Genomic DNA, 23,048 nt, shown 5'->3' with positions numbered 1-23,048 from the left:
ACAATTGACCTGGCAGCAATTCGACTGGCTCATGTCCGGGCTTGAAATCGAACAACCAAAGGCATTCAAGCCTACGGAATGATCGCGTAAAACATCTATGCCAGCCAACAGAAACGGAGAGGTTTTTCATCCTGTATCATGTCTGAAATCCCTTGTAAATGTGAGGGTTTGGTAAGGATGTTTTTAAGATTTAGGTTTTGCGGTATAGTATGTTGCGTACTATACCGCTTTTCCTTTCCACAAAGTGACCTTTGAGTGGTCGAATACTCCGATATGGTTATAGATAATTTCAATTTCCTGTAAGCGTTTACCGCTGCTCTTATCAGGAGCATGGACAATAATTTTGTCGATAAACTCATGTACAATTTCTGGTGTTAGTTCTGTAAGGTTAGTGTACTTGCGGACTACTGAAAGAAATTGCTTTACATCCACAGATTGTTTTTCTTCTTTCTGTAATTCTTTCTCTAAAGAAGTCTGTTCTTCCTGCAAAGTATGCTGTTCTTCCTCATATCCTTTTGAAAGTTTCATAAAGCGCTCATCTGAAAGTTTTCCACTAATATTGTCTTCATAAATCCGTTGAAAAATTTTGTCCAACTCTTGAATACGGGAATGGATTTCTGTAAGCCGTTTTTTCTTTTGCGACAGTTCTTTATTTCTTTGCCGCATATCCGTATCCATGACCATCTGAACAAATTCATCTTCATAATCTGATACATAGCGGATAACTTCTTTCAGGTTTTCCAGCACAATTTGTTCGACTACTACATTACGAATATAGTGCATAGTACATGATTTTGAATTGTGCCGGTAATTGCTGCATACAAAATTATGTTTCTCTGCGCTCTGTGCCATTTGCCTATGAAATGTCATTTTGCTTCCGCAATCTGCACAGTAGAGCAAACCAGAGAACATAGGCATATCCCCCATTTTGGTAGGGCGGCGTTTTCCGGAACGGATTTTCTGTACAATCTCAAAGGTTTCCTTGTCAATGATTGCTTCATGGGTATTCTCAAAAATCCTCCATTGTTCAGGACTGTTATCAATTTTTTTGCGATTTTTATAAGACTTAACATGGGTCTTAAAATTCACAGTATGTCCTAAATAATCCATTCTTTCTAAGATGTGAGATACCACAGTTGCGCTCCACAGATACTTGTCAGGTGGAAGAACGGTTCGTGGCTTTTCCCCATGCTCTAACGCATAATAAGTAGGGCAAAGAATTTTTCTTTCCGTTAGAATATTGGCAATTCGTGTCGGTCCATAACCATTGACACATAAACGGAAGATTTCCCGAACCACTTCGGCGGCTTCTTCATCTATAAGCCATTCCTTTTTATTGTCAGGATTCTTCATGTAGCCATAAGGAGCGTGAGAACCGATATGCTCGCCTGCCATTCCTTTAGAACGTTTGACTGCACGGATTTTTTTGCTGGTGTCCTTTGCGTACCATTCGTTGATTATGTTACGAAATGGGGTAAACTCATTCTCCCCCACATGGCTATCCACGCCATCATTGACAGCAATAAAATGGACATCCAGGTTCGGGAACATAATTTCTGTGTACATTCCCACCTGCAAATAATCACGCCCAAGTCTTGACATATCTTTGACTATAACGCGTTTGATTCTTCCTGCTTCGACCTCTGCAATCATTCTTTGAAAATCTGGTCTGTTGAAATTTGTACCAGAAAACCCATCATCTACAAAAAACACATAAGGCTGATACCCATGTTCGATTGCATAACGCTTCAGGATTTTTTTCTGGTTAATAATACTGTTTGAATCACCCTCCTGTTTATCATCTTGTGAAAGCCGACAGTATAATGCGGTTAATTCCTCTGTTTGATTTCCAATCGGATAAATGGAAGTGATAGTGTTGTTTGACTGCTGTAACATAAATACCTCCTATCCGACAGTCAAACAGACAATGCTTTTGCAACTTTATTGTACCGCATTTTCTGTTTTCTGTCTGCCCTGTTTTATAGCAAAATTATTGTTTCAAGTCATTACGGATAAGCCTTTTTACTTTCGTTACTGCGTCTTCCTGTGCCTGTTCTTTTGAGCGGGATTTTACCACATAACAGGTGTTTCCTATCTGGTATTCCCGTATCATTTCAGGGACAGGATTCTTTGTGTTTTCCATAAGATAACAACCTCCTGTTATTTTCTTTGAAGCAAACCGAACAGCTTTCGCTAAAGCTCATGGGAATCTCACCCCTGCATGGTTCTCATCCAGCCGTACCCTTTGCCAGCGGTGCTACATCATCACACGGACTAAGGCTGTACGGAAGTATCATTATCACGATAGAAAGGTCATGGCGGCAGCTCTGCGGTAAGCTGCTTATGGAACGCTGGCAGGAATCGCTATCCGGTTTCATCCCTCCTTTTGTGGGTTACGGCGTGCCAGCCCAACGGCTCTCTTTCTATCGAAACGTATTCGGCTGCTTTATGCTGCGTTGATTAGACGCTTTCTTTTTCAAGGAACAATCCGGCTTTGTTAGCCTGTTAAAATGCACTGGTGATAATGCACTTTAATAGACTGGCAAGCTCTGTCTGGGAAGCATGGGCTTGTCCATGCTTCCACAGGAGAGCGTTATTTTTATTTTGGTTCCCTGATTTCAAAAGATAAAATCTTTGCAATCAGACGTGTTTCCATCCGGCGGCGTAGGGTTTCATCTACAACCATGTGGGTATTCCCATATTCGTCTTTCATGGGACGCATGGAACGGCTGGCAATAAAACCGCTGTAATGGCGTACAATCTGGTTGACTGCTTCAATATCGCCGTCCGCAGCCCTTACAATCACAGGAAACGGAATCATAGGGTGCTTTGCTGTCATGCTTCCTCCTCCATAAATTTTTTGATAAATTCTAGTCCGGCGTGTCTTCTTCTCTGGATAGTAGAACGGTTGACTTCCAGAATTTTTGAAATTTCCGTATCGTCAAATCCAAGAAAATAATATCTCAGGATAACATCACGTTTCTTTCCATCCAGATTTTCTAATGCTTCTGCTAACAGGCTGTTTTCAATACGGACAGTAAATCCATCCATTTCAAAAGTATGGAAGTGGGATGGGTAGGTGTCTTCGGAAGAAAACAGATTAACGGTGTAATCGTCCATATCACAAAACAGGGTTTCCCGTTTGCACTGTCTGGACAACGCTTTGAGATAGTCTTTGCGTTCATCTTCCATAGCGACTTTACAGATGTAATCAAACTGGTTCTCTATGGTTGTCTGAAATTCAGATGGCTTCATCATTACTCACCCCCTTTCCAGCCTTGAAAGGGAGCGAGTTGATAGGAATTTCTGCTTCTTTCCCCCTTTTCGCTCTTAGTCCCGACAGGACAGGGGGTGCAGTTGCATTTTTGAATAAAAAAATACACCCATTTTAAAATAAAAATGAGTGCATGAGAAATAACAGTAGAATAAATATGACTTGTCAGTTCATATTCAAAGTCGGACTTCCACAGTGGGGGAGCTATACTTTTTTTAATGAATGTAACTTATGTATGCTGTACAGCAACAAAGAAATCCCCATAGTGGCAATCCTCCTAAATGCCACTACTCATTATTCTGTGTTATCGTTGGTTCAAGAATAGACAAAAAGAAGCGGCGGCTCTAAAAATCAAAGCCACCGCTTCAAAGGCGCATGAAAATCTATCTGCGATACGACGGCTTTTTTTCTTTACCGTCGTCCGGCAGAGTATCATTTAATATTCATTTCTATTTTTCCAGTAAAATCTTCACATTCAATACCGATATAATTTCCGCCATCGGGAAGTGTAATAGTATCGCTGTATGTTCCAGTTGTTTCAAGTAAAGTTACTGCTTCATCAGCTCCCGAAATCCAAAATACCTTTGCAGTACCACTTAAAACTTCCAATGTACAGGTAACTGATATATCTTTTCCGGCTTCTCTTTTTATTGAAGTCCCTCCAAATAGATACTCTGTATCTGAAAAATTTTCATAGTCAGCTTGATAGCTTCCTGTATAATCATCAATCCCTTTTTCTTTTTTACCTTGTAGAGAGAGTTTTCCTGTAAGTTCTATGGAACCCGCAGATTGAACAACATTATTATAATGATTGAGAATTTCATCTTTTGTACAGCCGGAAAGCGTGGATACTCCAATAAGAATTAGTATCAATGATAAAAATATTTTTTTCATAAAATTTTACCACCCTTTCTTTGGTGCCGCCTTTTTCGCTTTTTTCTTTGCCTGTTTGAGTTCTGTTTCCTTCATGCAAATAATCAAGACTGCGGAAATGACAACAATAACTGCAAGGCTACAAATACAAGTTAATATGTTCCAGTTGACTGCGGTATCATAGCTGCGGTAGCCAATCATTCCAAGACTTGCCGTAATCGGATAAAGATTTGCTAACGTCATGTTTCCTGCGGCAAACATACCTCCATATCCGTAAACAAAGGCAATAATAACACCGACTAAAAAGCTGCCTGCTTTACGACAGGTAATTATAATAATCGGCAGAACAGCAATATACAAAAAGAAATTGACTGCGGTTATTTGTAATGCCGCTTTTAAGGCTAAGGATATTTGAAAACCCGGAAATCCTACAATCATTTCTGCGATAATTGTAAACAGACTGCATATCAAACCGAAGATAATAGACAGTACACCACATACAATCAATTTTCCGGTCAACAACCATTTAAATGAAATCGGTACAGTTAAAATATTTTTTAAGGTATCGTCCGTTTGTTCGCGGGAAATCATATATCCAGCAATCAAACTAATACACATAGGGAAAATCATGGACATATTGTTTTTGATAACCTGTTCTGTGAGGTAAGCAAAATCCCATACTGAACCATCATTTGCCATAGAAGTAAATAAAGTCAGCAAAACAGATAGAAGCATGAGCGCAACCCCAGCCCAAAGGATATGATACCTTTTTAGTTTATAAAACTCTGTTTTCACAATGCGAACCATAGTTATTCCCCCCTTTGTTTGTATAATCGGTCAATTAACCAAAATGAAATAATCGCCATAATTCCAAGTATCATTACGACTTGAAATGTTGAGGGAATAAGTCCTGTCATTTGTTCCAAGTCCATTTTTATTCCATGTGCTGCCATATCTCCGGCACTCCAAAATGTAGTTAATGGTGTAGGTAGGAACCACAATATTGTTTTTGGAAGTGCGTCAAACAATGCGGTTGCACTCATATTCAATACGCTATAAAAAACACATAGCAAAATTGAAAACACATAGGTCTTACTAAAAAAGACTACAAGCACAATCAGCGGCAATGTACCTGCTGTAATAAAAATCCCTGTTTCAACGGCTAAAAATAATTTGTAACCAAGTCCATAAACTTCTAATGTTCCCAAACCACAAAGAATTGTCGCAATAGTGGACGCAACGCAAAAGATAATTCCAAATAGAAATAGTACAAAAATTTTAGCAAGTACCATTTGGGTACTGGTTACAGGAATAGTACGCAAATTTTTGAATGTATCATTGTCCCGTTCCATAAAAAACAACATAGCTGCAATGACACCAATAATACAAGGAAGTAAAAACTGTATTCCGTACCCAAGTACCATATTAAAAAGTCCATCAAATGCGTCTGCCTTATCTGTGTATCGCTCCATCATAGAGGGAGTTGTCATTAAATAAGTCAGAGGGATAGGGAACATAAAAGCTGATAAGATAACCAGTGGAATAAACTTTTTCCGTTTCAATTTCAAAAATTCACATTTTATCAGTTTAAGCAATTCCCTCGCCTCCCGTCACTCGCTTGAAGTAATCTTCAAGACTTTCTTCGCAGGTATGAGCTTCTGATACCTCCAATCCATTTTCCACAAAGGCAGTTACAATTTTTCCTACGGATAAGTCAAGGTTATGCAAGCGTAAGTTATGGTCGTCCTGTATAGAAAAATGGCTTTCGTGGAAAGTACGTTCCAAAATTCTTGCTGCCTGTGCGGTATCAGAAAGAGTAAATCGAATATGTTTGCTACTTTTTTGTTCCAGTTCTGCAAGGCTTTCTTCTTCCAGTAGTGCGCCATGGTCGATAATACCAATGTCATCAGCCAATAGTGCGATTTCTGAAAGAATATGACTGGAAATTAAAATTGTTTTTCCTCTTGCGTCACAAAGCTCACGAATAAAAGAGCGAACTTCCGCAATACCGATAGGGTCAAGCCCGTTGATAGGTTCATCTAAAATTAAAAGTTCCGGGTCGTGCATAACAGCAAGTGCAATCGTAAGACGTTGTTTCATACCAAGCGAATACTGGGAAAACAGTTTTTTGTCCTTATAAGGCAGTCCTACTAAATCTAAAGCGTCTTTAATCGCATGATTGTTTGGCACACCTCGTAAGGTTGCAAAGATACGCAAATTTTCCGTAGCAGTCAGATTAGGATAGAAGCCGGGGGACTCAATCAAGCTACCGATACGGGGCAAAAGTTTCTTTTCATTCCCCTGCAAAGCCTTTCCCCATATTTTGACTTCGCCGGAAGTAGGCTTTGTCAATCCAAGCAGCATTTTCATAGTAGTTGTTTTTCCGGCTCCGTTTCTTCCAAGCAGTCCATAAATTCTTCCTCTCTGTACATGGATATTTAAGTCAGCAACACTCTTTTGTGAGCCGTACTGCTTTGTAAGATTTTTTGTTTCAATGATATATTTTTTGTCCATATTCAAACCTCCTGTTCTGTAAAGTATTCTATCACTCCAATCTTGCATTAACCTTGCAACAACCTTGCATTAACCTTGCAATTTCAAATACAGCTTCCGAAAGTAATTAAGGCTCCCGCCATAAAGACGGAAAAGCCTTAATCTATCAACGGAAAAAGTAAAGTAAATTTAGTTCCTTTTTCCGGTACACTATCTGCTGTTATTGTGCCATTCATCTTTTCCACAAGCTGATGAACGATAGATAAGCCAAGACCGCTGCCTTTTTCAGCACGCCCTTTATCACATTTATAAAGCCTCTCGAAAATATGTTTCAAATCTTCTTTTTCAATGCCTATCCCGTTATCAGTTAATCGAATTTGCATATTTTTTTCCTGCTTTGATAGGAATATTTCTATTTTGTCTGCATGACTGTGGGAAATTACATTCTGAATAAGATTATTCAATATCCGCATATAACCGTCCGTATCAAGTTTTACTCGGAAAGGCTGTTCGGGAATATCAATGTTATAATCTATCTGCCTATCTTCAAATATAGGTATCCAGTCAATCAAAATATTTCGTGTTAGTTCCGCAGCTTCAACGGTATTTATATCCATAGCAAACTCATTAGAGTTTAATTTGAACCAGTCAAAAAGAATATCTATATATTCTTTCAAATCGTGAGCTTTACGACGGGCAGTTTCGATATAGTCGTCCTTGTCTTTTCCTGTGACAATTCCTCTATGTGCGGCGTCAAGATACCCAATAAGTGTTGTAAGCGGTGTCCGAACATCATGGGAAAGGCTTGTCATAAGCTGGCGGTTCGTTTCTTCTGCCTGCCGGACAGTAGACAGCCTTTTCTCATAAGATACAACAATCTCATTGATTTCATAAGCAAGAGGAGCTACCAGTTCATTTGTTGCTGATAAAATCCGCCTGTTTCCATTCCCATTTTTTACATCAGCCAATGCGTCTGTTATTTCTGCTATCTGCTTTTTTACACGCCGGATAACAAGGCAAGAAACAAAAATAGAAAAAAGTGCAATGATAATTGATAGAAAAATAATCGCTTCCATAAAAATCAAACCTCCTTGCTAAAGCGATAACCAATTCCCTTAATTGTCTGAATGTATTTGGGGTTTCCGGGATTAACTTCTAATTTTTTACGAAGTCGGCTAATAATCGCCATAATGTTACTGTCATCATAAACATATTCTTCTCCCCACACTTCTTCATAAATCTGTTGCTTTGTCAAAATTTTTCCTTGATGTTTCGCGCAGTATAAAAGCAGGTCAAATTCCTTTGGGGGCAACTCAAAAGTTCCATTTTCCGTAATAATAGAACGATTTTCAAGGTCTATTTTCAATCCGTCAAATTCAAGCTGCTGTGTCATTCCGTCTGTTTGATTGAAACGGGTATAACGCCGTATAAGAGAAATAATACGGGCTATTAGTTCGTCCATATCAAAAGGCTTTGTCAAATAATCATCGGCTCCTGCGCGTAAGCCGCGCACTTTGGAAGCACTGTCATTTTTAGAGGTAAACATCAAAATCGGCAGACTGTTTTCTTTTCTGATTTCTTCCAGTGTTTCAAATCCGTCCATACCGGGCATCATAACGTCCAGTATCACAAGTTGATATTCTTTTTCTTTTAATTTTTGTAATCCCTCTTTTCCTGTATTACAAAAATCAGCTTCTATATCTTCTGATAAAACGCTTCGCTTAATCAGCGCACAAAGCTCTTTATCATCATCTATAATCAAAACTTTATTCATGGTGTAGCTCCTTTCCTTGTTTTGTTCTCCCGTCAATCGGTTTTTCCGCGTCCTTTGGTATCAGCCACATATATCCAAGTTTTGAAACACCCAGTATGCGGTTTTCTCTGCAAAGTACCTGTACCCGCCTTTCAGAAATTCCCCATTTCTTCGCTGCTTCGGGGCAAGACATATATTCCATAACACCCAAGTCCTTTCTACAAATCATATCAGTATAATTATAGTCGGGCATACGAATAATAGCAAGTGCAAGCATATGAATTATTATGGCTATAAATAGGAACTGTATAGACGTATTCAGTATGAAAGAGGAACAGTAGAATGTATATGGGTGAATAAATATGGCAAAAAGACCAACAGCTAAATATGACTTTAAGGCTTTCGGACAAGCTATCAAAGCAGCGAGAACCGAACGAAAAGAGAGCCGTAAAAAAGTAAGTGATGAAATGTATATCTCACCACGTTATCTTGCTAATATTGAGAATAAAGGACAACAGCCGAGTTTACAAATTTTTTATGAGCTTGTAACACGATATGATATATCCGTAGACCAATTCTTTTTCCCAGATAAATCAGCGGAAAAAGATACACAACGTAGGCAGCTTGATACACTGCTTGATAGTATGAGTGAGAAAGGAATACGGGTAGTCACCGCCACAGCAAAAGAGATAGCCGAAGTCGAAACAGAGGACAGGGGAATGTCCAGAACAGAATTTTAACGTGAAGACACATTGTAATCTTTCAGGAAATACAATGTGTCTTCTGCTTTATATAACTCTATTTCACAATCTTCCAGTTTTCCCCGTTCTTTTCCAGTACAAGGTCAAACTGTGATACCTGTGTTGTCATGGTCTGGTTATCCAGATATTTCACTGCTAGGGAAGCCGTCACCTGATTTCCGCTTCGGTTGTAGACTGGATTCACCAGTTCGGAGAAAATATATTCTTTCCCCACAGGTTTCAGCACACCATCATTTACATAATAGGTTAGCTCCTTTGCAGTTGCCGTAGGGTACAGCTTAAAAAAGGTGGTGAGAAATTCGTTGATTTCCTCCGTAGTGATGGAATCCACCGTACCGTCACTTTGTACCGCTTTTGGGGTGTAGCCGGATTTTACGGGAACGCTGGTAATGGTTGGATTCTGGATAATCGTCAGGTTTCCAGAGCCGTCCACATAGACGGTCACCTGATAGGCGGAACGGACGGTTTTACCGGATTCTCCCTCTGTGATACGCTGTTCCACGGTATAGGTCACTTGATAATGCTGCTCCTTTTCTTCTGTGATTTCCCATATCTGAAAATCGGTCAGGGCAGACGATACGGGGATGTCCTTTCGGACAGTATCTACATTCAGGGCTTGCAGTTCTCCGGTGAGATACCCTTTTAAAGCATTTGTCCGGTTATCAATGGAAGCGGCGGACTGTTCCCATGAATAGTAGACTTCTGCGAAATTCTCCACAAAATTCTCTATCTTGTGGGTGTCGAGGATTTGTTCCTCAATTACTTTGGTTTCATGGACAGTATGAATGTCTATTGCCGTGAAATTCTTATAGACGGCAAATAGGAAGCTCACCGCCAGCAGCACCCACAGGGCAATCACAGTTTTTTTGTGGGTATTGACTTTGTAAACTTTCAGTTTCTTTTCTTTCTGCTTTTTCTGGTTTTCCTCTTTTCTAATCTGAATCATATCGGTTCATCCTTTCTTATTGTTTGATTCGTCCGGCTCCGGCAAGGTGCTGTTGCCAGTAGGAGCCTGTCAGGTCTGCGTAACCAATGGGATTTCCGGCATGGTACATCCGGTTATTTCCCACATACAGCCCCACATGGGTGATGTAGGTTCCGGCGTTGTAGGTAGAGTGGAAAAAGACCAAATCCCCTGCTTTTGCTTCGGACAGGGGGATGTGCTGCGTCACATTGTACTGTTCCTGTGCTGTCCGTGGCAGGGCGATTCCTGCCTTGCCATAGCACCACTGCACCAGTCCCGAACAGTCAAAGGAAGTGGAGGGAGAATCACCCCCGTACACATACGTCCATCCCTCATACTTTAAGGCTTCCTCCATGATAGCCTGCACCGTTTCATCATCAAACTGTGCCACGGTCAGGTATTGCGATACCAAGAGGACATAGAACATATTTCCGTAGGAATACCGCCAGCCTCCGTTTTTCTCTACCGCAATAGGGTTGGTGTAGGTGACTTTCTTTCCGCCGGATTTGTCCCTTGCGAAGCTCTCTGCCAGTTCAAAAGTGTATTTTTTTCCACGCCCTGCCACATAGTCTAGGAAGCCGCCGCCGTAGTTGTAGGACTGAATCACACTGTTTAAGTCACAGCCCTTTGTTTCTGCCGCTGCGAGCAGTTCCGAGAAATATTTGCAGCCCTGTTTGATGGATTCCTCTGTACTAAGGGAGTTTGGGGGAAGCCCCAGAGATTCCGAGGACTGCATAACGTCTTCCAGTGTGCCGCCGGATTCCACCTGAATGATGGCGAGCAGCACATTTAAGTATTCCTCTATGCCATATTCCCTTGCATACTTTTCCAGCATAGGTTTATGGGCGAGGACTTCCTGTGATACGCTCACGCCCCCATAGATAAGATTTCCGCCGCTTCCTCCGTCTTCCTCATCCGAGAAGACAATCACCACCAAAAGGAGCAGGGAGAACATCATCACGAACACGCCGGAACAGGCAAAGAAAAGGTGTCTTAATTTCATGGTTTCTCCCCTTTCTTTTGTTTGGCAGCCGCTTTTACCGTTTTTGTCCACTCCTTTCTGGCGGTGGTACGCCGGATGGTAAAGTTTGATTCTTTTACCGCAGGGGCAGCCCGTTTTCTTTCCGGTATCACAGGAGCCGTATCATTCTGGACAGGTCTTGCCGGACGGGGAGTAGCCTGTGTGATAGTGGGAGCCGTCTTTTGTCTTTCATTTGGCTGGGATAGGGAAGCAGATGGGATTATCTGGCGTTCTGTCCTTACAGGCGGCGTTTGTTCATGGTGGATGGAAGCAGCTTTTACCACCGGAACCGAAGCCTGTTCTGCCACAGTTTCCCCATAAGGAACCTGTCCCCGTTCCCTGATGGATAGGGAAGCAGGCTGCATGGCTGGTTTTCCTGCATGATGTCGGAAATCTTCTGGCTGCTTTGCAGTAACAGGGCGTTCATGGACAGGAGCTGCCCCTTTGGGTGTTTCGGAAGCTTTCTGTTGCGGCTGTTTTGCCTGTTCCAGTTCCGCCCTGCGTTCTGCAATGGTCTGTCTGCGGCGTTCTGCCTGTGCGTTCCGCTGTTCGGCTCTGGCAGTTCGGGTCTGGGTCACGCTGGAAGTAAAATCCCGTACTCCCTCTGATACCTGTGTTTTCCCGTGATAAAGGGCGTACTTTGCATTGACAGGCAAATCCTTTGCCTGCTCCCGAAGCTGTCCGGCAGTATCGGCTATCTTATCTTTGGTATCTGCCACCGCACCTACCGCAGAGCCAGCCCGTTTCCATGCGGATTCCTTTTCCGGTGCTGCCTGTCCATCTGGTCTGCTGTGGTCTGCCTGCGTCCGTTTGGAAGAACTAGAGTTGGAAGCAGTTCTCTGGTCTGAGCCAGCCTGTTTTCCTGCGTGATAGGCAACCGTTCCAGCCCCAAGAGCTGCCACAGAACGTCCTAACTTATGCTGTAAACGGTGCATATGGGCGTGCATGAGCATACGGGGTCTTCGCATGATATGGTTCCCCATGCTTTGGGAATCCCCACTCTGTAAGGAGAACATCCCCATCAAATCCCCCAGCTTGAAATAAATTCCGGCAAAGGTCACTATCTGTAAGAACGCCGTCAGGAAGAACGGATATTCCCCAGACAGGTTGTAGAGCATGGTGGAAATGCTGAACGCTACCGTGATAATCAGGGTGATTCCGGCTCTGGTAAGGATGGTATTGAACAGTTTCGTAATGGCACGTTTTGACATCCCCTCAAAAGAGGGAACCATGCTAAGGAGAAAGCTCACAGGCAGGAACATAGCGTAGATGATAAAAAGCACCTGTGAAAAAATCATTATCCCCGTGAGCAGGAATACAAAAACGGAGATACCGATATTGAACATGAACAGGAAGAAGACGGTTCCCAAGCGGTTGATGGTCTTTGTGATGGTAAGGTTGGTATTTTCCCTGTCTTCGATTTCCTCCACCACGATTTCTTCCCTGTCCTGCCCGTTGTTTTCGTCTGGGCTGGTTGAGAGCAGGCGTTCCACACGGTCAGCCCCAATGCTTTCCACATCCGAGTTGCCATATTGCAGCAGGAGCCACGGCTGCTTGACCTGTATGGAAAACAGGCTGTCCCGTATCAAATCCACGCTGTCTTTTCCTTGACTTTCCGAGTTCGGCAGCACAATCTTTGTGCCAAGGGTCAGGCTGGCATTGCTGATGTCTGCGGAAAATTCATTGATTTTCCCGATATAATCAGGGGCATAGGCGATAAAGGCAGCGGACAGCACGAACACCACCACGAAATTGACAACGGCATGGATGGCTTTTGTGGTTTCCCGTTTGATAAGCCCTGTGTAGGCAACGTAAAGCCCCACCACCAGAATGAGAATCAGCAGGAACCCGATATAAAATCCCTCCGAGGACAAGCCGCCTGTGGTGACGCCTGCCAAGGTCTGCATATTTTTTCCAATGGAATCCGCCGTAGAGGAAATGAAATCCAGCGAGTAGGCTTCCTGAATCAGATACCCCGTGGCGTTGGAAAGGTACAGGCTGATTGTCCAGATAAAATTTGTGATGGCATACAGCCCGTACATCACCTGTTTTCCGATACCGTCCAGCCAGTTCCACGGGAGCCAGTCCCATCCGCTGTCCACATAAAAATCAAGTTGGTAGTTGTCCAGAGGATATTTGCTGTATTCGTTGGCAGTGTCCACCGTATCATCCACCAGTCCGGCAGCGTGGGCGGCTGTGCCGAAGACTGCAAGCAGCAGGAGGATGAGCAGGAGTGCCAGAAGCACCCTGCCAATCACTTTTCCTGCCATTTTCCAAGACAACCCCTTTTTTGCTGAATAGGGAACAGGGAGCTGCTGTTGGTTGGATGTTCTATGTATCACCATCATTCCACCTCTTTTCTCACGGGCGGTCTGGTGTCAAAGGCATGGAACAGGTCTTCAAAGATAGGATGGAACTGTATCACCCCCACACGCCCGTACAAATCACTGATAAGGCACTGTCCGTTTTCCAAGTCACGGAGCCGCTTCTGATTGTTTTCATCTTCGGAATCCACCCCGAAAAAGGCGAGGGTCTTCTTGATTTCGTTGATGTCCGTGGAACGGAACGCAAATTTCAAGCCCAGATTGTTTTTCAGCTTTTCATCCAGCAAATCGTCCGTGTTCTGGGTGACAAAGTAAACGCCTGCGTTCATGGCACGTCCGGCACGAACCAGCTTCATGGAGAGGGTCTTGCCCTGTGCCACCTGTAAGAAGCTCCATGCTTCGTCCAAATCCACAATCTTAAACACGCTGCGGTCGGTGTGGATGAAGTCGAGGGCAAAGGTGCTGATTACAATGAGCATTGCCACGGAAAGCAGCTCCATTGTGGTGTATTCTTCAAATGAGGTTTCCTTATCCGGCAGCACCAAATCTGCTACCTGAATGATATTGAGCTGCTTTTCAAGGCTGATGGACTGTGTGACATCCCCATCCGAAAAGAGCAGGTGTGCAAAGTCATAGTCCGTAAAGGATTCGATATGGTCGGCTATGCTGGTGCTGATGGTGGTTCCCTCCGCCCGTAGTTCCTCAATCACTTTGAAAAGCCCCCGTTCTTCACTGTTTGTTACTGCACGAATAGCTTTCCGAAGAACAGGGAACTTTTCCCCGTCACGGCTGGAAATGCCCGTTAAAAAAGTCAGGATGTCGATTGCCAGTGATTCGGAATCCTTTGGGTTCTCCATAATCACATACGGGTCAAGTAAGCCCCTGTTCTGTTCCTCCGAAGTCAGGTTTACGATATTGATTTCATGGGCGATTTCCGGCAGGGTTTCTTTCCAGCGTCCCCGTTCCGCTTTCGGGTCAACAATGAGAGCCTGTGCCCCAAACAATACGGAATAATAGATAATCATGTTGTTGCTGAATGATTTTCCACCGCCGAGGGAGCCGACAAAAGCGGCAGCAAGGGCGTTGGTGACGGAGCCTTTTACCCCTTGACTGGCAAGGGCAGGCTTTAAGTACACGTTTCTTCCTGTATCAAGGCTGTACCCGATATAAATACCCTCCGTTTCTCCTAACATCTGGGTTGCCCCGAAGCCAAGACCAGCGAGGAAGTCACTGGTGACATACTGGATGTAATCGTTCAGATACCGTTTGCTGGCAGGAAGAAATTCCCCATGCAGCCCCAGCATATCCCCAAAGGGGCGAACCAGCTTCACATTCAAATCGTCATAAAAATCTTTCACCTCATTGCAACGTCGTTTCAGTTCTTCCAAGTCGGGAGCCGTCACACGTACCACATAGGACAGCTTATACATGGATTCCTTGCTCTGGTCTAAGGTGGATTCCAGCTCATTCACGCTGTCTAAAGCGTCCACCACGTTTGTACTGGTTTCGCTGTCATTCTGCCATGCATGGTTGTCCAAATCTTTCAGCTCTTTTTTCTTGTTCCGCACCGTGGAGAGGGCTTTCCGGTTTGTCACAATCTCCACATTCATAGAGGTATCAATGGGAAAGGTGAATTGCTGCTGTTGATAGTAAAAGATTTCCGAGGATGGGAAGTCCAGTTCCCCTACAATGCTGTTGATGGTAAAGTAGGCGGCATACACTGTCCCGTCTTCCTGTTCGATTTTCAGATACCGCTGGTTTTCCTCTATCAGACAACGGGTGGGTTGGATGAGGTCATAGTATTTCACCAGTGTTTCCTCCTGAAACCGCTTCTTCGGCAGGTAATACTCATAATCTTCGTAGGCGGTTCCGGTCTGCCCGTATAAATGCTCAATCAGATAGCCAAAATCGTCCTTATCAAGCCGCCGGACTTTAAAGCGGCGTGAGATTTTACTTTCCAGCAGTTTTTCCATCTTCTGAAACCGCCAGATTTCCTCATTGCTCATGGAAACAAAATCCCCCATGAGCTTGTGGTTGACTTCATGGAGGAAGTCAGAAACAGCGGTCTTTGCTTCCCTGCGAAACTGCTTCATGGTGACTTCCTGCTCATTGACAAGCAGCTTGAAGCCGATAAAAAAACGGTAGTCCACCTGATTTTCCCCTATCATGGAAATCAGGGCTTCGGTCTGTGCGTCAATCTTTGCACAGGCAACGTCTTTTAACCTGCCTGTCACTTCCTGTTTGGAGCGTTCTTGTGCTGCCCGTATGCTGGATTCCGTGCTGATTTGCAGGGCGTGAATCTTTCCGTCCCTGTTCTGGGCGATAAGCTGCCGGAAGGAATCGTGTACCTGATATTTCTGTTCGGGGCTTAAAAAGGAATAGTTGTAGGGAAGCAGCTCATAGTAAGCGAAGCACTCCCCGTCATGGTTGAACACAAGGTTATTTTCGATATACTTAATCGGATATGCCATAAATATCACTCCTTACTGCCGTGATGGGCTGTGCCGGATATTCCTTTTCCAGCTTCACGGGCTTTCCTGCATAGGTCAGTTTCGGGCGTACCAGATATGCCAGTACGGATTTCAGGAAGCCGTAAGGCTTCTTCCCGTCAAAGGTCTTCTGGCACATGAACCAAGTGAGGGCAAAGGGTACGCCGAAGTATTTCAAAAATGCTCCGTCAATGAATGAAAGGGGAGGGAGGTTCCCCAAGAGCATAACTGCAAACACCGATACCACGAACCACGCCATCTGTGTGAACGTGATGGGGAATGGCAGCTTAAAATCATTGATGGAATAGAGTACCTTTTCCACCGACCAGATACTGGTATAGCTTCGTATTTTCTTCATGTTGTCCGTCCTTTCTAAAAGATGGGGCAGCAAAAGCCGCCCCTGAATCAAAAAGCCGCCTGCACTTCCCAAAGGAGATACAGACGGGTCTACCGTAAGATTTCATATACGCCGTGGTTCGTGACAACAAAGGTTCCATCCAATTCCATGTCACGCCCATAGGCAGCATAGTCGATATAGTTTTGTAAGTGTGCCGGAAGTTCCCCAAGCTGTCCGCTTTCTTCCAGATAGTAACGAGCCACATCCGCCATATCGTCACAGCCGGAATGGCAGATAATATCGTCTTCATGCTCACAGAGTTCTTCGATACTGCCAAAGTAGGATTGCAGCTCTGATAGTTCCTCCTGAATGTACTCCGGTAAGTCCTCCACCATTTCACACAGGCGGTTGACTTCCTCAATGGGGGTATATTCGTCAATCTCAAAAGGCAGCTCATAATCATGGATGGCGTATTCCTCATATTCATCATTCAAACCGATACGTTCTTTGACTTCCTCAAAGTCCACAGGCGGCGTGAACCATGCCCCGACCAGTTCGCCCTCATTGTATTTGCCTAAGTTGGCAATGTAAATCCGCATTTCTTCCAAGTTCCTCCACCTCCTTTTAGCGGTAATAAAAGATACCATTGTCCGTAAACAGGTAGTTTTCACTGGCTTCCAGTTCCTGACCAATGGCAGCGTAGTCGATATGGTTCATCAGGTCTGGATGTACTTCTCCAAATATCTGTACTTCCTGCACCAAATAACGGGCGAGAGATTCCCCGTCCTGCACTGGATAATAGCGTATCTGGTCTTTGTGGTCGATAAATTCCGTAAAGCTAGGAAACCACCGCTTTTGTACCACATCCATTTCATAATAGAGGGGCGTTCCTTGCATTTCCAGTATCATCCGGCAAAGTGCGTTGATTTCCCAGAGCCTTGTGTTGCCTTCCAATGGAAAGGGCAGCTCATAGTCTTCAATTTCGATTTCTTCCTCACTTTGAACCCCAAGACGTTCCCTGATTTCTTCAAAATCCACAGGACAGGAAAACCATGCCCCAGGATATTCCTCAAAATCCTCATGGTAAAACCGTGTGGTGTTCAGGATGTAGATTCTCATTTCCTCAATCAGTATCAAGTCCTTTCTCTGTTAAGGTTTTGGGGAGTTACGCTCCCCAAGCCCCTAGTGGACTTCCACCATGAAGCAATCAGAGCTTGCTCCATAGCGGAAGTGTAACAAGGGTTTCCTATGCACCGATAATCTTATTGAACAGTTCCAGTAAGATGTCCTTTACACCATCCGCATTGAAGACCAGACCAACCGCTACAAGGGAAACTACTAAAAAACCGATAAGTTTGGAAAATTCCCTCTTAAATCCGAGGTACAGTCCAATCACCACGATTGCCAGCAGCACAAGGGACTGGGCGTTGGATAAAAACCAGTTGTAAAGATTCTGTCCGAAATTCATAAAAGCTCCTTTCTTTCCTGTAAGATTCCTTAGGTTTCAAGATTGCCGCCGTTAAAGCACCACCTCCTTTGCAGCGGCGGCTTGCTGCTTCAGGATTTTTTCGTGCTTCTCCGTCAGCCTTGCATGGGTGATGATGTCATGGACAATCTGGGTGTGGTTCAGCTTATCCAGACGGAGAGCCAGCTTTAACGTGGGGGCTACCTGATGGGAGAGCCAGTGCAGGGTGCGTTCAAAGGAATAGGGTTCCGGTTTCGTTGTCAGTTTCAGGCTTCCCCTGTGTTCCCCGATAAACCACGCCCATTCCTCACTGATACGCCAGTCAGAACGGGGCTTCGTATCGTCCCTGTCCACGAACCGGACATAGCGGTTGATGATTTGAAAGGCTGTCCGTTCTGGATTGTCGTGTTCTAACAGGTCACGGATGGCGTAAAAGGCACGCTCATTTTTCAGCCGGATTTCAAAACGGTTCTTTACCTCTGCGTCCGCAATGGGAATATCATGTTTTTTGTACTGCTCATAGTCCTTTTCGTAAATGCAGAAGTACACCTCACTTTGGAGGGAGCCGATATACAGGGTGTTCCCCATACATTCTTTTTCCCCACGCCGTACCAGTTCGCCGCTGCGGTAGCTTTTGAAGCTGCGGAAGACCGAGATACATTCTTCATTCCGGCACTTCTCTGTCAGATGGGGAATGTTCAGGATTCCCGTTTTGTCATTGATGGCGAGGTCAAGCCGCTTCATCACGCCGTCCTCCATGAGAACATCCATGAAAAACTCATACCAGCTCCGTTCCTGTGCCAGCAGATAGCTTTCAAACTGGCGGCAGCCACGCCCTTTCAGTTCCAGCAGCACCCCTTTTTCCAGTTCCGGCGATACCAGAACGAAAATATCCCCCAGATAGTAATGCTCTGTGTAAGAATAGAAGCCGTAGTCTTCATGGATAAAGTAGGGGAGCTTTAGCCGAAGCACGTCTTCCACGATATGCTTCACATCCGTAGTGGGAAAACGAATCCGAACATAATCAAAGAGCATTTCAAGAGGAGCGTCTGGATTGAAGCGTTCCAGAGCTTCCGTGATGGCTTCCTGTAATGCTTCGGATGGGTGAGCCTTGCCCGTTTCAATATCGCTCAGGTACGGACGGGTGATTCCGGCAGCTAGGGCAAGTTTTTGTTGTGAGATACCGTAAACTTCCCGTTTTTCTTTGATGTCCCGTACCCATGTTTCTTCATTCAGTGAAAATCCCTCCTGTCTAAAAAAGCGTATGTCAACTTTCAGAGCCTTGTTGACACACGCCGGATATGGGAAAATCCCTTGTGTACCGTGGGATTCTGCCCTGTTGTTTGGTTGTTGCCTGTCGATTTGTACCCCTCTGTTAGATACGAGGGGTTTATGCTGGCGTGCCTTGCGGCACACCAGCCACAGCAGGTCAGTCCGTTTCTGCGGCTTTCGCTCCGCACGCCGCCTGCACTCCCTGCCTGCTGTCTATGAGCTTTTTTATTTCCTTGAGGAAATCGTGCCCTTTTGGCACAAGGGGCGTGTAAAACTCCGAGATAACGCTGGTTCCCACATCCACATAGCCACGCCCTTTTATCTGCTTGAGGAAGAAGTCCTTTGTGGTTTCCCCGAACATCATCCCATAACCCATTTCCGACATCCGCCCCAGAGCCACACGGAAATTGAACTGGTCACGGATTCCATCCCCCAGATACTTTGCGTCTGGACGCTGGCAGGCGAGAATCAGGAAGAAGCCAGCCTGCCGCCCAAGCATAACGATTTGTTTTAACTTATTAAGGACGGCAGCATTTTCCTTTGTGCCGAGCATTTCCATAAATGCCACATATTCATCAAAGATAAGGAAATTTGCCGGAAGTCCCAGATAAGCGTAATTTTCCCCTGTCCGGTAATTCTCCATGAGCTTCATGTCTTCGCTGCGTTTCATCATTTCTTCATAGAAACGGTCAATGCAGGCGAGCATATCTTCCTTTTTGTAGTACACCTCCGGCATAACCGCCTGTAAATCCGCAAGGTCGGCGTTCTTTGGGTCTAAGACGAACAGGACAGCGTTGGTGCGGAGCAGAGCTTCAATGAGGGTCAGGATGAAGTAGGTCTTTCCGCCGCCGGTTCCTCCGGCAATGAGCATATGGGGGAGCTTGTCATACTCCCACCAGACATTTTCCATGAGCCGGAGCCTGCCGTCCTTTGCCTGTACGTCCTCAATGGAAATACGGTTGGCAATGGTATCATAAAGCAGAGTGTACTCCACGTAGGAATCCTTTAATTCCTTATCCGTCAGCTCACAGTACAAGCCGCTTTCCAGCTTTTTCTCCAAGTTTAAGAGCTGCTCCTGATATTTCCCCAAGGTGATTTCCACACGGATATGGAGCAAGCCCTGTTTCATCCGGTAATAGATTTTGGGAAAGTAAGTGATGGTTTCTTTGGAACGGCTGGAAGACAAGTCCTTGAAAAAAGCGTCTTCTTTTCTCTGCTCTGATTCATACCACTTGTTTTCCAACACCATCCTTGCCAGTTTTTGGCGGTGGATGAGCTGCTTTACTTCATCCCTGCGGTATCGCCAGAACAGAAGAACTGCTGTAAGGCACACCAGCCCTGCTACGCCCATGCTGAATAACAGGTAAGGGATATTTACATACTGTACTATCTGGGAGAGGGACACTTCCTGCCAGTTGGTTCCAGCTATCTGCCGGATATGAAACAGCAGGACAACCAGCAGGAAGACAGGGAACAGGGTGGCAAGGGCAGTATGGAACACAAGGTCTTTATCCGTGGGGCGGATACGTTTTCCACGGGGGAAAAGCTGCTTCATGGAAACAATCCTCCTTTCATTTTTCTCTTATTTATCTGTTATTTTGCAGGGGGAGCGTCTTTCTTTGGTGGCTGAGGATTCATGGCAGCCCCTTTTTTCAGGATAATATCCTCCGCCTTGATGTACCAGTCCACCTCTGCCCCCTGAAAAGTAGCCGTTGCTACGGTGTCTGCCACCGGATTGATAAGTTCCACCTCTGCGTTGTAATCGAACTCCTTTAATGGCACGCTGGCAGGGATGGAAACCTGAATCATACGCCCCTGTCCTCTGGATTTTAAGTCATAGGTACGCTCCTTGATTTCTTCTGATACCGAGCCGTCTTCATTCTGGAGGTGAACCTCACGACGGAGGGCAGAAAATTTCAATGCCCCGAATGTTGCTTCCTTGTCAATCACGATTCCGTTTGCTAATCTCATAGTCTGATGTCCTCCTTTTCCTTACGCTTTTACCATATCGTCAGCGTGCAAAATGTAGTTGGTAAAGCCCCTTGTGCCGATTTTATAGCCCTCTGCGGTGATACGGGGATTGACGAGCTTTACACGTTCCTCAAAGTCAAAATGTTTCTCTCCGGCTTCGGCAGGGAGGATAACCACAATATCATCTGCCCTCTGTACGTCTGAATAAAGGTTGAAGCTGCGAGAAAGTACCGCCATGCGTCCGTTGATTCTTCTCTGTTCTATTTTGTCTTCTCCGGCAAACTCCAAGTTGCCAAATGTCTTTTCCATGTTGGGGATAACGAATTTTAATTCCATATAGATGTACCTGTCCTTTCTGAAATAATATAGTTGGCTCGATAGCTTCTGTTGATGTTCCATCCGACAACGGAGGTGAACGATTTTTCTCTGTCATACAAAACCGCCTTTCTTATTCATGTATGGTTTCTGCTATTCCTGCCATGATGTAATCAGCACACGGCAGGGCGATTGCATTTCCAAGTGCTTTGCACCGTGCATTATCACTAATGGGCTGTCCTAAATTTCCATATGCTGTCCACCCCTCCGGTAATCCCATCAGGCGCTCACACTCAACAGGTGTCAAATTTCGGAGAACTCCGTCTTTTTCTTCCCCCTCATACCAGAATGAAATCATATTGACTGCTTTTGCCAGTAAAGTTGGAAAAGGTTCATCTGGCCGTCCGAAACTTGCGAGGAAAGCAGACTGGTTTCCTGATTTTGCAGCACTCCGCATACGCCGTTTCTGAAAGGGGCGGATGACGGGTATTTTCCCCCTTGTTTTATCAAGAGATATTCGACTGGCTCCGGCGGCGGGCAGCCCGTAGTCTGTGCAAGGCGGAGGAAGCGGGAACATATCACGGGGCTTAAATAGTATTTCTGCGGAACGCTGTCCTCTAAAATCTGCCACAAGGAAGATTCTCTTTCTTCGCTGAACAAGCCGGGGCTTTCCCCAATACTGGGCATCCATGAGCCGCCAGCACAGGTCAGTCTTTCCCCCTCGCACCATACCGGCGTTAGCCCATCCTCCAGTAGAAGGCATTGAAATTTCGGTATCGGAAAATGATTGCAGCACGGCTCTAAAATCCATCCTGTCATTTGAAGAAAACGCTCCCATGACGTTTTCCCAAACAGCGATAACTGGATATAACCCATTTGTAGCACACCTCATTTCTTCTATAATTCTGATAGCCTGAAAAAACAGTCCTGATTTGCTTCCAGCCAGTCCCTCACGCTTTCCGATTTTAGACAGGTTCTGGCAGGGAGAACCGAATGTAATAATGTGAACAGGAGGGATGTTCCCTCCGTGTATCTTTGTAATATCCCCTAAATGTTCCATGTCTGGGAAGTGGCGTTTTGTTATGGCTATCGGGGATTTTTCAATCTCGCTTGCCCAAACGGGAATAATTCCATTACGGGAAGCCGCAAGAGGGAACACGCCGATTCCGTCAAACAGGCTTCCTAATTTAAGGGCACACATAGACCGCCTTTCGTTTTGCTTTTTCATGTGTTGTTTCCATTTTTCTGCTCCTTTCCAGACAATAAAAAAACACCATCAATGGAAGTCCATTCAATGGCGTTTGCTGTTGTCTGCTCATTTCTCAAGGTAAAGCAGAAAGCCCAATAGAAAAAGACGCAAATCTCAAAATGCGTCTTTTTCCATCTTCATATTCATTTTTTATAAAAGCACCGTCTGCCTGCTGTCTGCAAAGCCTTGATTTTACTGGTTTTCTACTACCATCCTTATCAAAGCCTTGCTAATGCTGGGTTTCCTGCTTCTTTTTCATTGCTTTTTATGGTACAATAAGAGTAGTGAAAAAGGAGCAGAAAACATATGGCTGGTAATTCAAAAGATTCAAAAGATTCAAAAATCCTCGCGTACAAGGACATGATCAACCAACTGAATAAGACCATTTCCACACAGACAGAACTGATCCAGTCTTTACAAAAAACATTGGAAGCAGACCGTCTGGAAAAAGAAAACCTTCGTCAGCAGATTGAATATCTCACGAAGA

Annotated in this window: 26 protein-coding genes and 1 pseudogene; 2 read left to right on the top strand and 25 right to left on the bottom strand. The window is 44.6% G+C overall.

What is annotated here, in order from left to right:
- Positions 1 to 219: 219 nt before the first annotated feature.
- The 12 genes from H8716_RS16455 to H8716_RS16400 form a co-directional block, all read right to left on the bottom strand.
- Entirely contained in the window at positions 220 to 1,896 is a 1,677-nt protein-coding gene (locus tag H8716_RS16455) for a recombinase family protein (protein ID WP_158435412.1), read from the bottom strand.
- Positions 1,897 to 1,990: 94 nt separating this feature from the next.
- Positions 1,991 to 2,143 (bottom strand): transposon-encoded TnpW family protein, encoded by a 153-nt coding sequence (locus tag H8716_RS16450; RefSeq protein WP_077138574.1) that lies wholly within the window; start codon positions 2,141 to 2,143, stop codon positions 1,991 to 1,993.
- Between the two features lie 85 nt (positions 2,144 to 2,228).
- On the bottom strand, positions 2,229 to 2,378 hold the full coding sequence (locus tag H8716_RS16445) for a hypothetical protein (RefSeq protein ID WP_172749838.1): 150 nt from the start codon (positions 2,376 to 2,378) through the stop codon (positions 2,229 to 2,231).
- A 221-nt stretch (positions 2,379 to 2,599) separates the two neighbouring features.
- The gene (locus H8716_RS16440) at positions 2,600 to 2,839 is read right to left on the bottom strand and encodes a helix-turn-helix domain-containing protein (protein WP_009255079.1); all 240 of its coding nucleotides are present in this window, start codon (positions 2,837 to 2,839) and stop codon (positions 2,600 to 2,602) included.
- Complete coding sequence (locus tag H8716_RS16435) at positions 2,836 to 3,258, bottom strand: RNA polymerase sigma factor (RefSeq protein ID WP_022615780.1); 423 nt, start codon at positions 3,256 to 3,258, stop codon at positions 2,836 to 2,838. The genes H8716_RS16440 and H8716_RS16435 overlap by 4 nt, the downstream gene beginning before the upstream one ends.
- A 448-nt stretch (positions 3,259 to 3,706) precedes the next feature.
- Positions 3,707 to 4,168, bottom strand: a complete 462-nt coding sequence (locus tag H8716_RS16430; RefSeq protein ID WP_016360065.1) for a hypothetical protein — start codon at positions 4,166 to 4,168, stop codon at positions 3,707 to 3,709.
- A 6-nt stretch (positions 4,169 to 4,174) separates the two neighbouring features.
- Complete coding sequence (locus H8716_RS16425) at positions 4,175 to 4,954, bottom strand: ABC transporter permease (RefSeq protein ID WP_009255077.1); 780 nt, start codon at positions 4,952 to 4,954, stop codon at positions 4,175 to 4,177.
- A 2-nt stretch (positions 4,955 to 4,956) separates the two neighbouring features.
- Entirely contained in the window at positions 4,957 to 5,742 is a 786-nt protein-coding gene (locus tag H8716_RS16420) for an ABC transporter permease (RefSeq protein WP_009255076.1), read from the bottom strand.
- On the bottom strand, positions 5,735 to 6,661 hold the full coding sequence (locus tag H8716_RS16415) for an ABC transporter ATP-binding protein (RefSeq protein ID WP_249310045.1): 927 nt from the start codon (positions 6,659 to 6,661) through the stop codon (positions 5,735 to 5,737). Before H8716_RS16415 ends, H8716_RS16420 begins: the two co-directional genes overlap by 8 nt.
- A gap of 137 nt (positions 6,662 to 6,798) precedes the next feature.
- Positions 6,799 to 7,716, bottom strand: a complete 918-nt coding sequence (locus H8716_RS16410) for a sensor histidine kinase (protein WP_009255074.1) — start codon at positions 7,714 to 7,716, stop codon at positions 6,799 to 6,801.
- 5 nt (positions 7,717 to 7,721) lie between these two features.
- Positions 7,722 to 8,414: a response regulator transcription factor gene (locus tag H8716_RS16405; RefSeq protein ID WP_009255073.1), complete on the bottom strand. Its 693-nt coding sequence runs from the start codon at positions 8,412 to 8,414 to the stop codon at positions 7,722 to 7,724.
- Positions 8,407 to 8,595, bottom strand: a complete 189-nt coding sequence (locus H8716_RS16400; protein WP_032507306.1) for a MerR family transcriptional regulator — start codon at positions 8,593 to 8,595, stop codon at positions 8,407 to 8,409. The genes H8716_RS16405 and H8716_RS16400 overlap by 8 nt, the downstream gene beginning before the upstream one ends.
- A 160-nt stretch (positions 8,596 to 8,755) precedes the next feature.
- Between H8716_RS16400 and H8716_RS16395 the strand changes: the two genes are divergently transcribed.
- Positions 8,756 to 9,133, top strand: a complete 378-nt coding sequence (locus H8716_RS16395; protein ID WP_009255071.1) for a helix-turn-helix domain-containing protein — start codon at positions 8,756 to 8,758, stop codon at positions 9,131 to 9,133.
- A 58-nt stretch (positions 9,134 to 9,191) separates the two neighbouring features.
- Here H8716_RS16395 and H8716_RS16390 read toward each other — a convergent pair whose 3' ends face one another.
- The 13 genes from H8716_RS16390 to H8716_RS16330 all read right to left on the bottom strand — a co-directional run bounded on the left by H8716_RS16390 (position 9,192) and on the right by H8716_RS16330 (position 22,540).
- Positions 9,192 to 10,100, bottom strand: a complete 909-nt coding sequence (locus H8716_RS16390) for a conjugal transfer protein (RefSeq protein WP_107572434.1) — start codon at positions 10,098 to 10,100, stop codon at positions 9,192 to 9,194.
- Positions 10,101 to 10,116: 16 nt separating this feature from the next.
- A complete protein-coding gene (locus H8716_RS16385) occupies positions 10,117 to 11,121 on the bottom strand; it encodes a bifunctional lytic transglycosylase/C40 family peptidase (protein WP_178818135.1) in 1,005 nt (334 codons plus the stop codon).
- Complete coding sequence (locus tag H8716_RS16380; protein WP_178818149.1) at positions 11,118 to 13,484, bottom strand: CD3337/EF1877 family mobilome membrane protein; 2,367 nt, start codon at positions 13,482 to 13,484, stop codon at positions 11,118 to 11,120. The genes H8716_RS16385 and H8716_RS16380 overlap by 4 nt, the downstream gene beginning before the upstream one ends.
- Complete coding sequence (gene tcpF, locus H8716_RS16375; protein ID WP_178818136.1) at positions 13,484 to 15,934, bottom strand: conjugal transfer ATPase TcpF; 2,451 nt, start codon at positions 15,932 to 15,934, stop codon at positions 13,484 to 13,486. Before tcpF ends, H8716_RS16380 begins: the two co-directional genes overlap by 1 nt.
- Positions 15,918 to 16,310 carry a conjugal transfer protein gene (locus tag H8716_RS16370; protein ID WP_005427021.1) on the bottom strand — a complete coding sequence of 131 codons (393 nt, stop codon included), beginning with the start codon at positions 16,308 to 16,310 and terminating at the stop codon, positions 15,918 to 15,920. Before H8716_RS16370 ends, tcpF begins: the two co-directional genes overlap by 17 nt.
- 89 nt (positions 16,311 to 16,399) lie before the next feature.
- Complete coding sequence (locus H8716_RS16365; protein WP_181975791.1) at positions 16,400 to 16,888, bottom strand: antirestriction protein ArdA; 489 nt, start codon at positions 16,886 to 16,888, stop codon at positions 16,400 to 16,402.
- A gap of 25 nt (positions 16,889 to 16,913) precedes the next feature.
- A complete protein-coding gene (locus tag H8716_RS16360; protein ID WP_118399163.1) occupies positions 16,914 to 17,408 on the bottom strand; it encodes an antirestriction protein ArdA in 495 nt (164 codons plus the stop codon).
- Between the two features lie 127 nt (positions 17,409 to 17,535).
- Complete coding sequence (locus H8716_RS16355) at positions 17,536 to 17,757, bottom strand: hypothetical protein (protein ID WP_002570387.1); 222 nt, start codon at positions 17,755 to 17,757, stop codon at positions 17,536 to 17,538.
- Positions 17,758 to 17,808: 51 nt separating this feature from the next.
- Positions 17,809 to 19,032: a MobT family relaxase gene (mobT, locus tag H8716_RS16350; RefSeq protein WP_249310052.1), complete on the bottom strand. Its 1,224-nt coding sequence runs from the start codon at positions 19,030 to 19,032 to the stop codon at positions 17,809 to 17,811.
- Between the two features lie 151 nt (positions 19,033 to 19,183).
- Entirely contained in the window at positions 19,184 to 20,581 is a 1,398-nt protein-coding gene (locus tag H8716_RS16345) for an FtsK/SpoIIIE domain-containing protein (RefSeq protein WP_178818145.1), read from the bottom strand.
- Between the two features lie 38 nt (positions 20,582 to 20,619).
- Positions 20,620 to 20,997, bottom strand: a complete 378-nt coding sequence (locus H8716_RS16340; RefSeq protein WP_178818147.1) for a YdcP family protein — start codon at positions 20,995 to 20,997, stop codon at positions 20,620 to 20,622.
- Positions 20,998 to 21,018: 21 nt separating this feature from the next.
- Entirely contained in the window at positions 21,019 to 21,333 is a 315-nt protein-coding gene (locus tag H8716_RS16335) for a YdcP family protein (RefSeq protein ID WP_173769649.1), read from the bottom strand.
- A gap of 112 nt (positions 21,334 to 21,445) precedes the next feature.
- On the bottom strand, positions 21,446 to 22,540 hold the full coding sequence (locus tag H8716_RS16330; RefSeq protein ID WP_330606668.1) for a DNA cytosine methyltransferase: 1,095 nt from the start codon (positions 22,538 to 22,540) through the stop codon (positions 21,446 to 21,448).
- Between the two features lie 327 nt (positions 22,541 to 22,867).
- On the opposite strand from H8716_RS16330, the pseudogene H8716_RS16325 reads away from it, so the two are divergent.
- Positions 22,868 to 23,048 (top strand): annotated as a pseudogene (locus tag H8716_RS16325) (IS66 family transposase); the annotation flags it as partial.

This window comes from Jingyaoa shaoxingensis (genome assembly GCF_014385005.1).
Lineage (GTDB): Bacteria > Bacillota > Clostridia > Lachnospirales > Lachnospiraceae > Marvinbryantia > Marvinbryantia shaoxingensis.
The sequence above is the reverse complement of the archived record's forward strand: the minus strand, read 5'-3'. Positions and strand labels throughout refer to the sequence as shown.

Excerpts from the sequence above, each read along its gene's own strand:
- H8716_RS16455 (WP_158435412.1), bottom strand. The coding sequence starts at position 1,896 with ATGTTACAGCAGTCAAACAACACTATCACTTCCATTTATCCGATTGGA.
- H8716_RS16425 (WP_009255077.1), bottom strand. The coding sequence starts at position 4,954 with ATGGTTCGCATTGTGAAAACAGAGTTTTATAAACTAAAAAGGTATCAT.
- H8716_RS16360 (WP_118399163.1), bottom strand. The coding sequence starts at position 17,408 with ATGAGAATCTACATCCTGAACACCACACGGTTTTACCATGAGGATTTT.
- H8716_RS16405 (WP_009255073.1), bottom strand. The coding sequence starts at position 8,414 with ATGAATAAAGTTTTGATTATAGATGATGATAAAGAGCTTTGTGCGCTG.
- H8716_RS16400 (WP_032507306.1), bottom strand. The coding sequence starts at position 8,595 with ATGGAATATATGTCTTGCCCCGAAGCAGCGAAGAAATGGGGAATTTCT.
- H8716_RS16365 (WP_181975791.1), bottom strand. The coding sequence starts at position 16,888 with ATGCGGATTTACATTGCCAACTTAGGCAAATACAATGAGGGCGAACTG.
- H8716_RS16390 (WP_107572434.1), bottom strand. The coding sequence starts at position 10,100 with ATGATTCAGATTAGAAAAGAGGAAAACCAGAAAAAGCAGAAAGAAAAG.
- H8716_RS16355 (WP_002570387.1), bottom strand. The coding sequence starts at position 17,757 with ATGAATTTCGGACAGAATCTTTACAACTGGTTTTTATCCAACGCCCAG.
- tcpF (WP_178818136.1), bottom strand. The coding sequence starts at position 15,934 with ATGGCATATCCGATTAAGTATATCGAAAATAACCTTGTGTTCAACCAT.
- H8716_RS16440 (WP_009255079.1), bottom strand. The coding sequence starts at position 2,839 with ATGACAGCAAAGCACCCTATGATTCCGTTTCCTGTGATTGTAAGGGCT.
- H8716_RS16445 (WP_172749838.1), bottom strand. The coding sequence starts at position 2,378 with ATGAAACCGGATAGCGATTCCTGCCAGCGTTCCATAAGCAGCTTACCG.
- H8716_RS16450 (WP_077138574.1), bottom strand. The coding sequence starts at position 2,143 with ATGGAAAACACAAAGAATCCTGTCCCTGAAATGATACGGGAATACCAG.
- H8716_RS16330 (WP_330606668.1), bottom strand. The coding sequence starts at position 22,540 with ATGAAAAAGCAAAACGAAAGGCGGTCTATGTGTGCCCTTAAATTAGGA.
- H8716_RS16385 (WP_178818135.1), bottom strand. The coding sequence starts at position 11,121 with ATGAAATTAAGACACCTTTTCTTTGCCTGTTCCGGCGTGTTCGTGATG.
- H8716_RS16430 (WP_016360065.1), bottom strand. The coding sequence starts at position 4,168 with ATGAAAAAAATATTTTTATCATTGATACTAATTCTTATTGGAGTATCC.
- H8716_RS16410 (WP_009255074.1), bottom strand. The coding sequence starts at position 7,716 with ATGGAAGCGATTATTTTTCTATCAATTATCATTGCACTTTTTTCTATT.
- H8716_RS16395 (WP_009255071.1), top strand. The coding sequence starts at position 8,756 with ATGGCAAAAAGACCAACAGCTAAATATGACTTTAAGGCTTTCGGACAA.
- H8716_RS16335 (WP_173769649.1), bottom strand. The coding sequence starts at position 21,333 with ATGGAATTAAAATTCGTTATCCCCAACATGGAAAAGACATTTGGCAAC.
- H8716_RS16340 (WP_178818147.1), bottom strand. The coding sequence starts at position 20,997 with ATGAGATTAGCAAACGGAATCGTGATTGACAAGGAAGCAACATTCGGG.
- H8716_RS16415 (WP_249310045.1), bottom strand. The coding sequence starts at position 6,661 with ATGGACAAAAAATATATCATTGAAACAAAAAATCTTACAAAGCAGTAC.
- H8716_RS16380 (WP_178818149.1), bottom strand. The coding sequence starts at position 13,484 with ATGGTGATACATAGAACATCCAACCAACAGCAGCTCCCTGTTCCCTAT.
- H8716_RS16435 (WP_022615780.1), bottom strand. The coding sequence starts at position 3,258 with ATGATGAAGCCATCTGAATTTCAGACAACCATAGAGAACCAGTTTGAT.
- H8716_RS16370 (WP_005427021.1), bottom strand. The coding sequence starts at position 16,310 with ATGAAGAAAATACGAAGCTATACCAGTATCTGGTCGGTGGAAAAGGTA.
- H8716_RS16345 (WP_178818145.1), bottom strand. The coding sequence starts at position 20,581 with ATGAAGCAGCTTTTCCCCCGTGGAAAACGTATCCGCCCCACGGATAAA.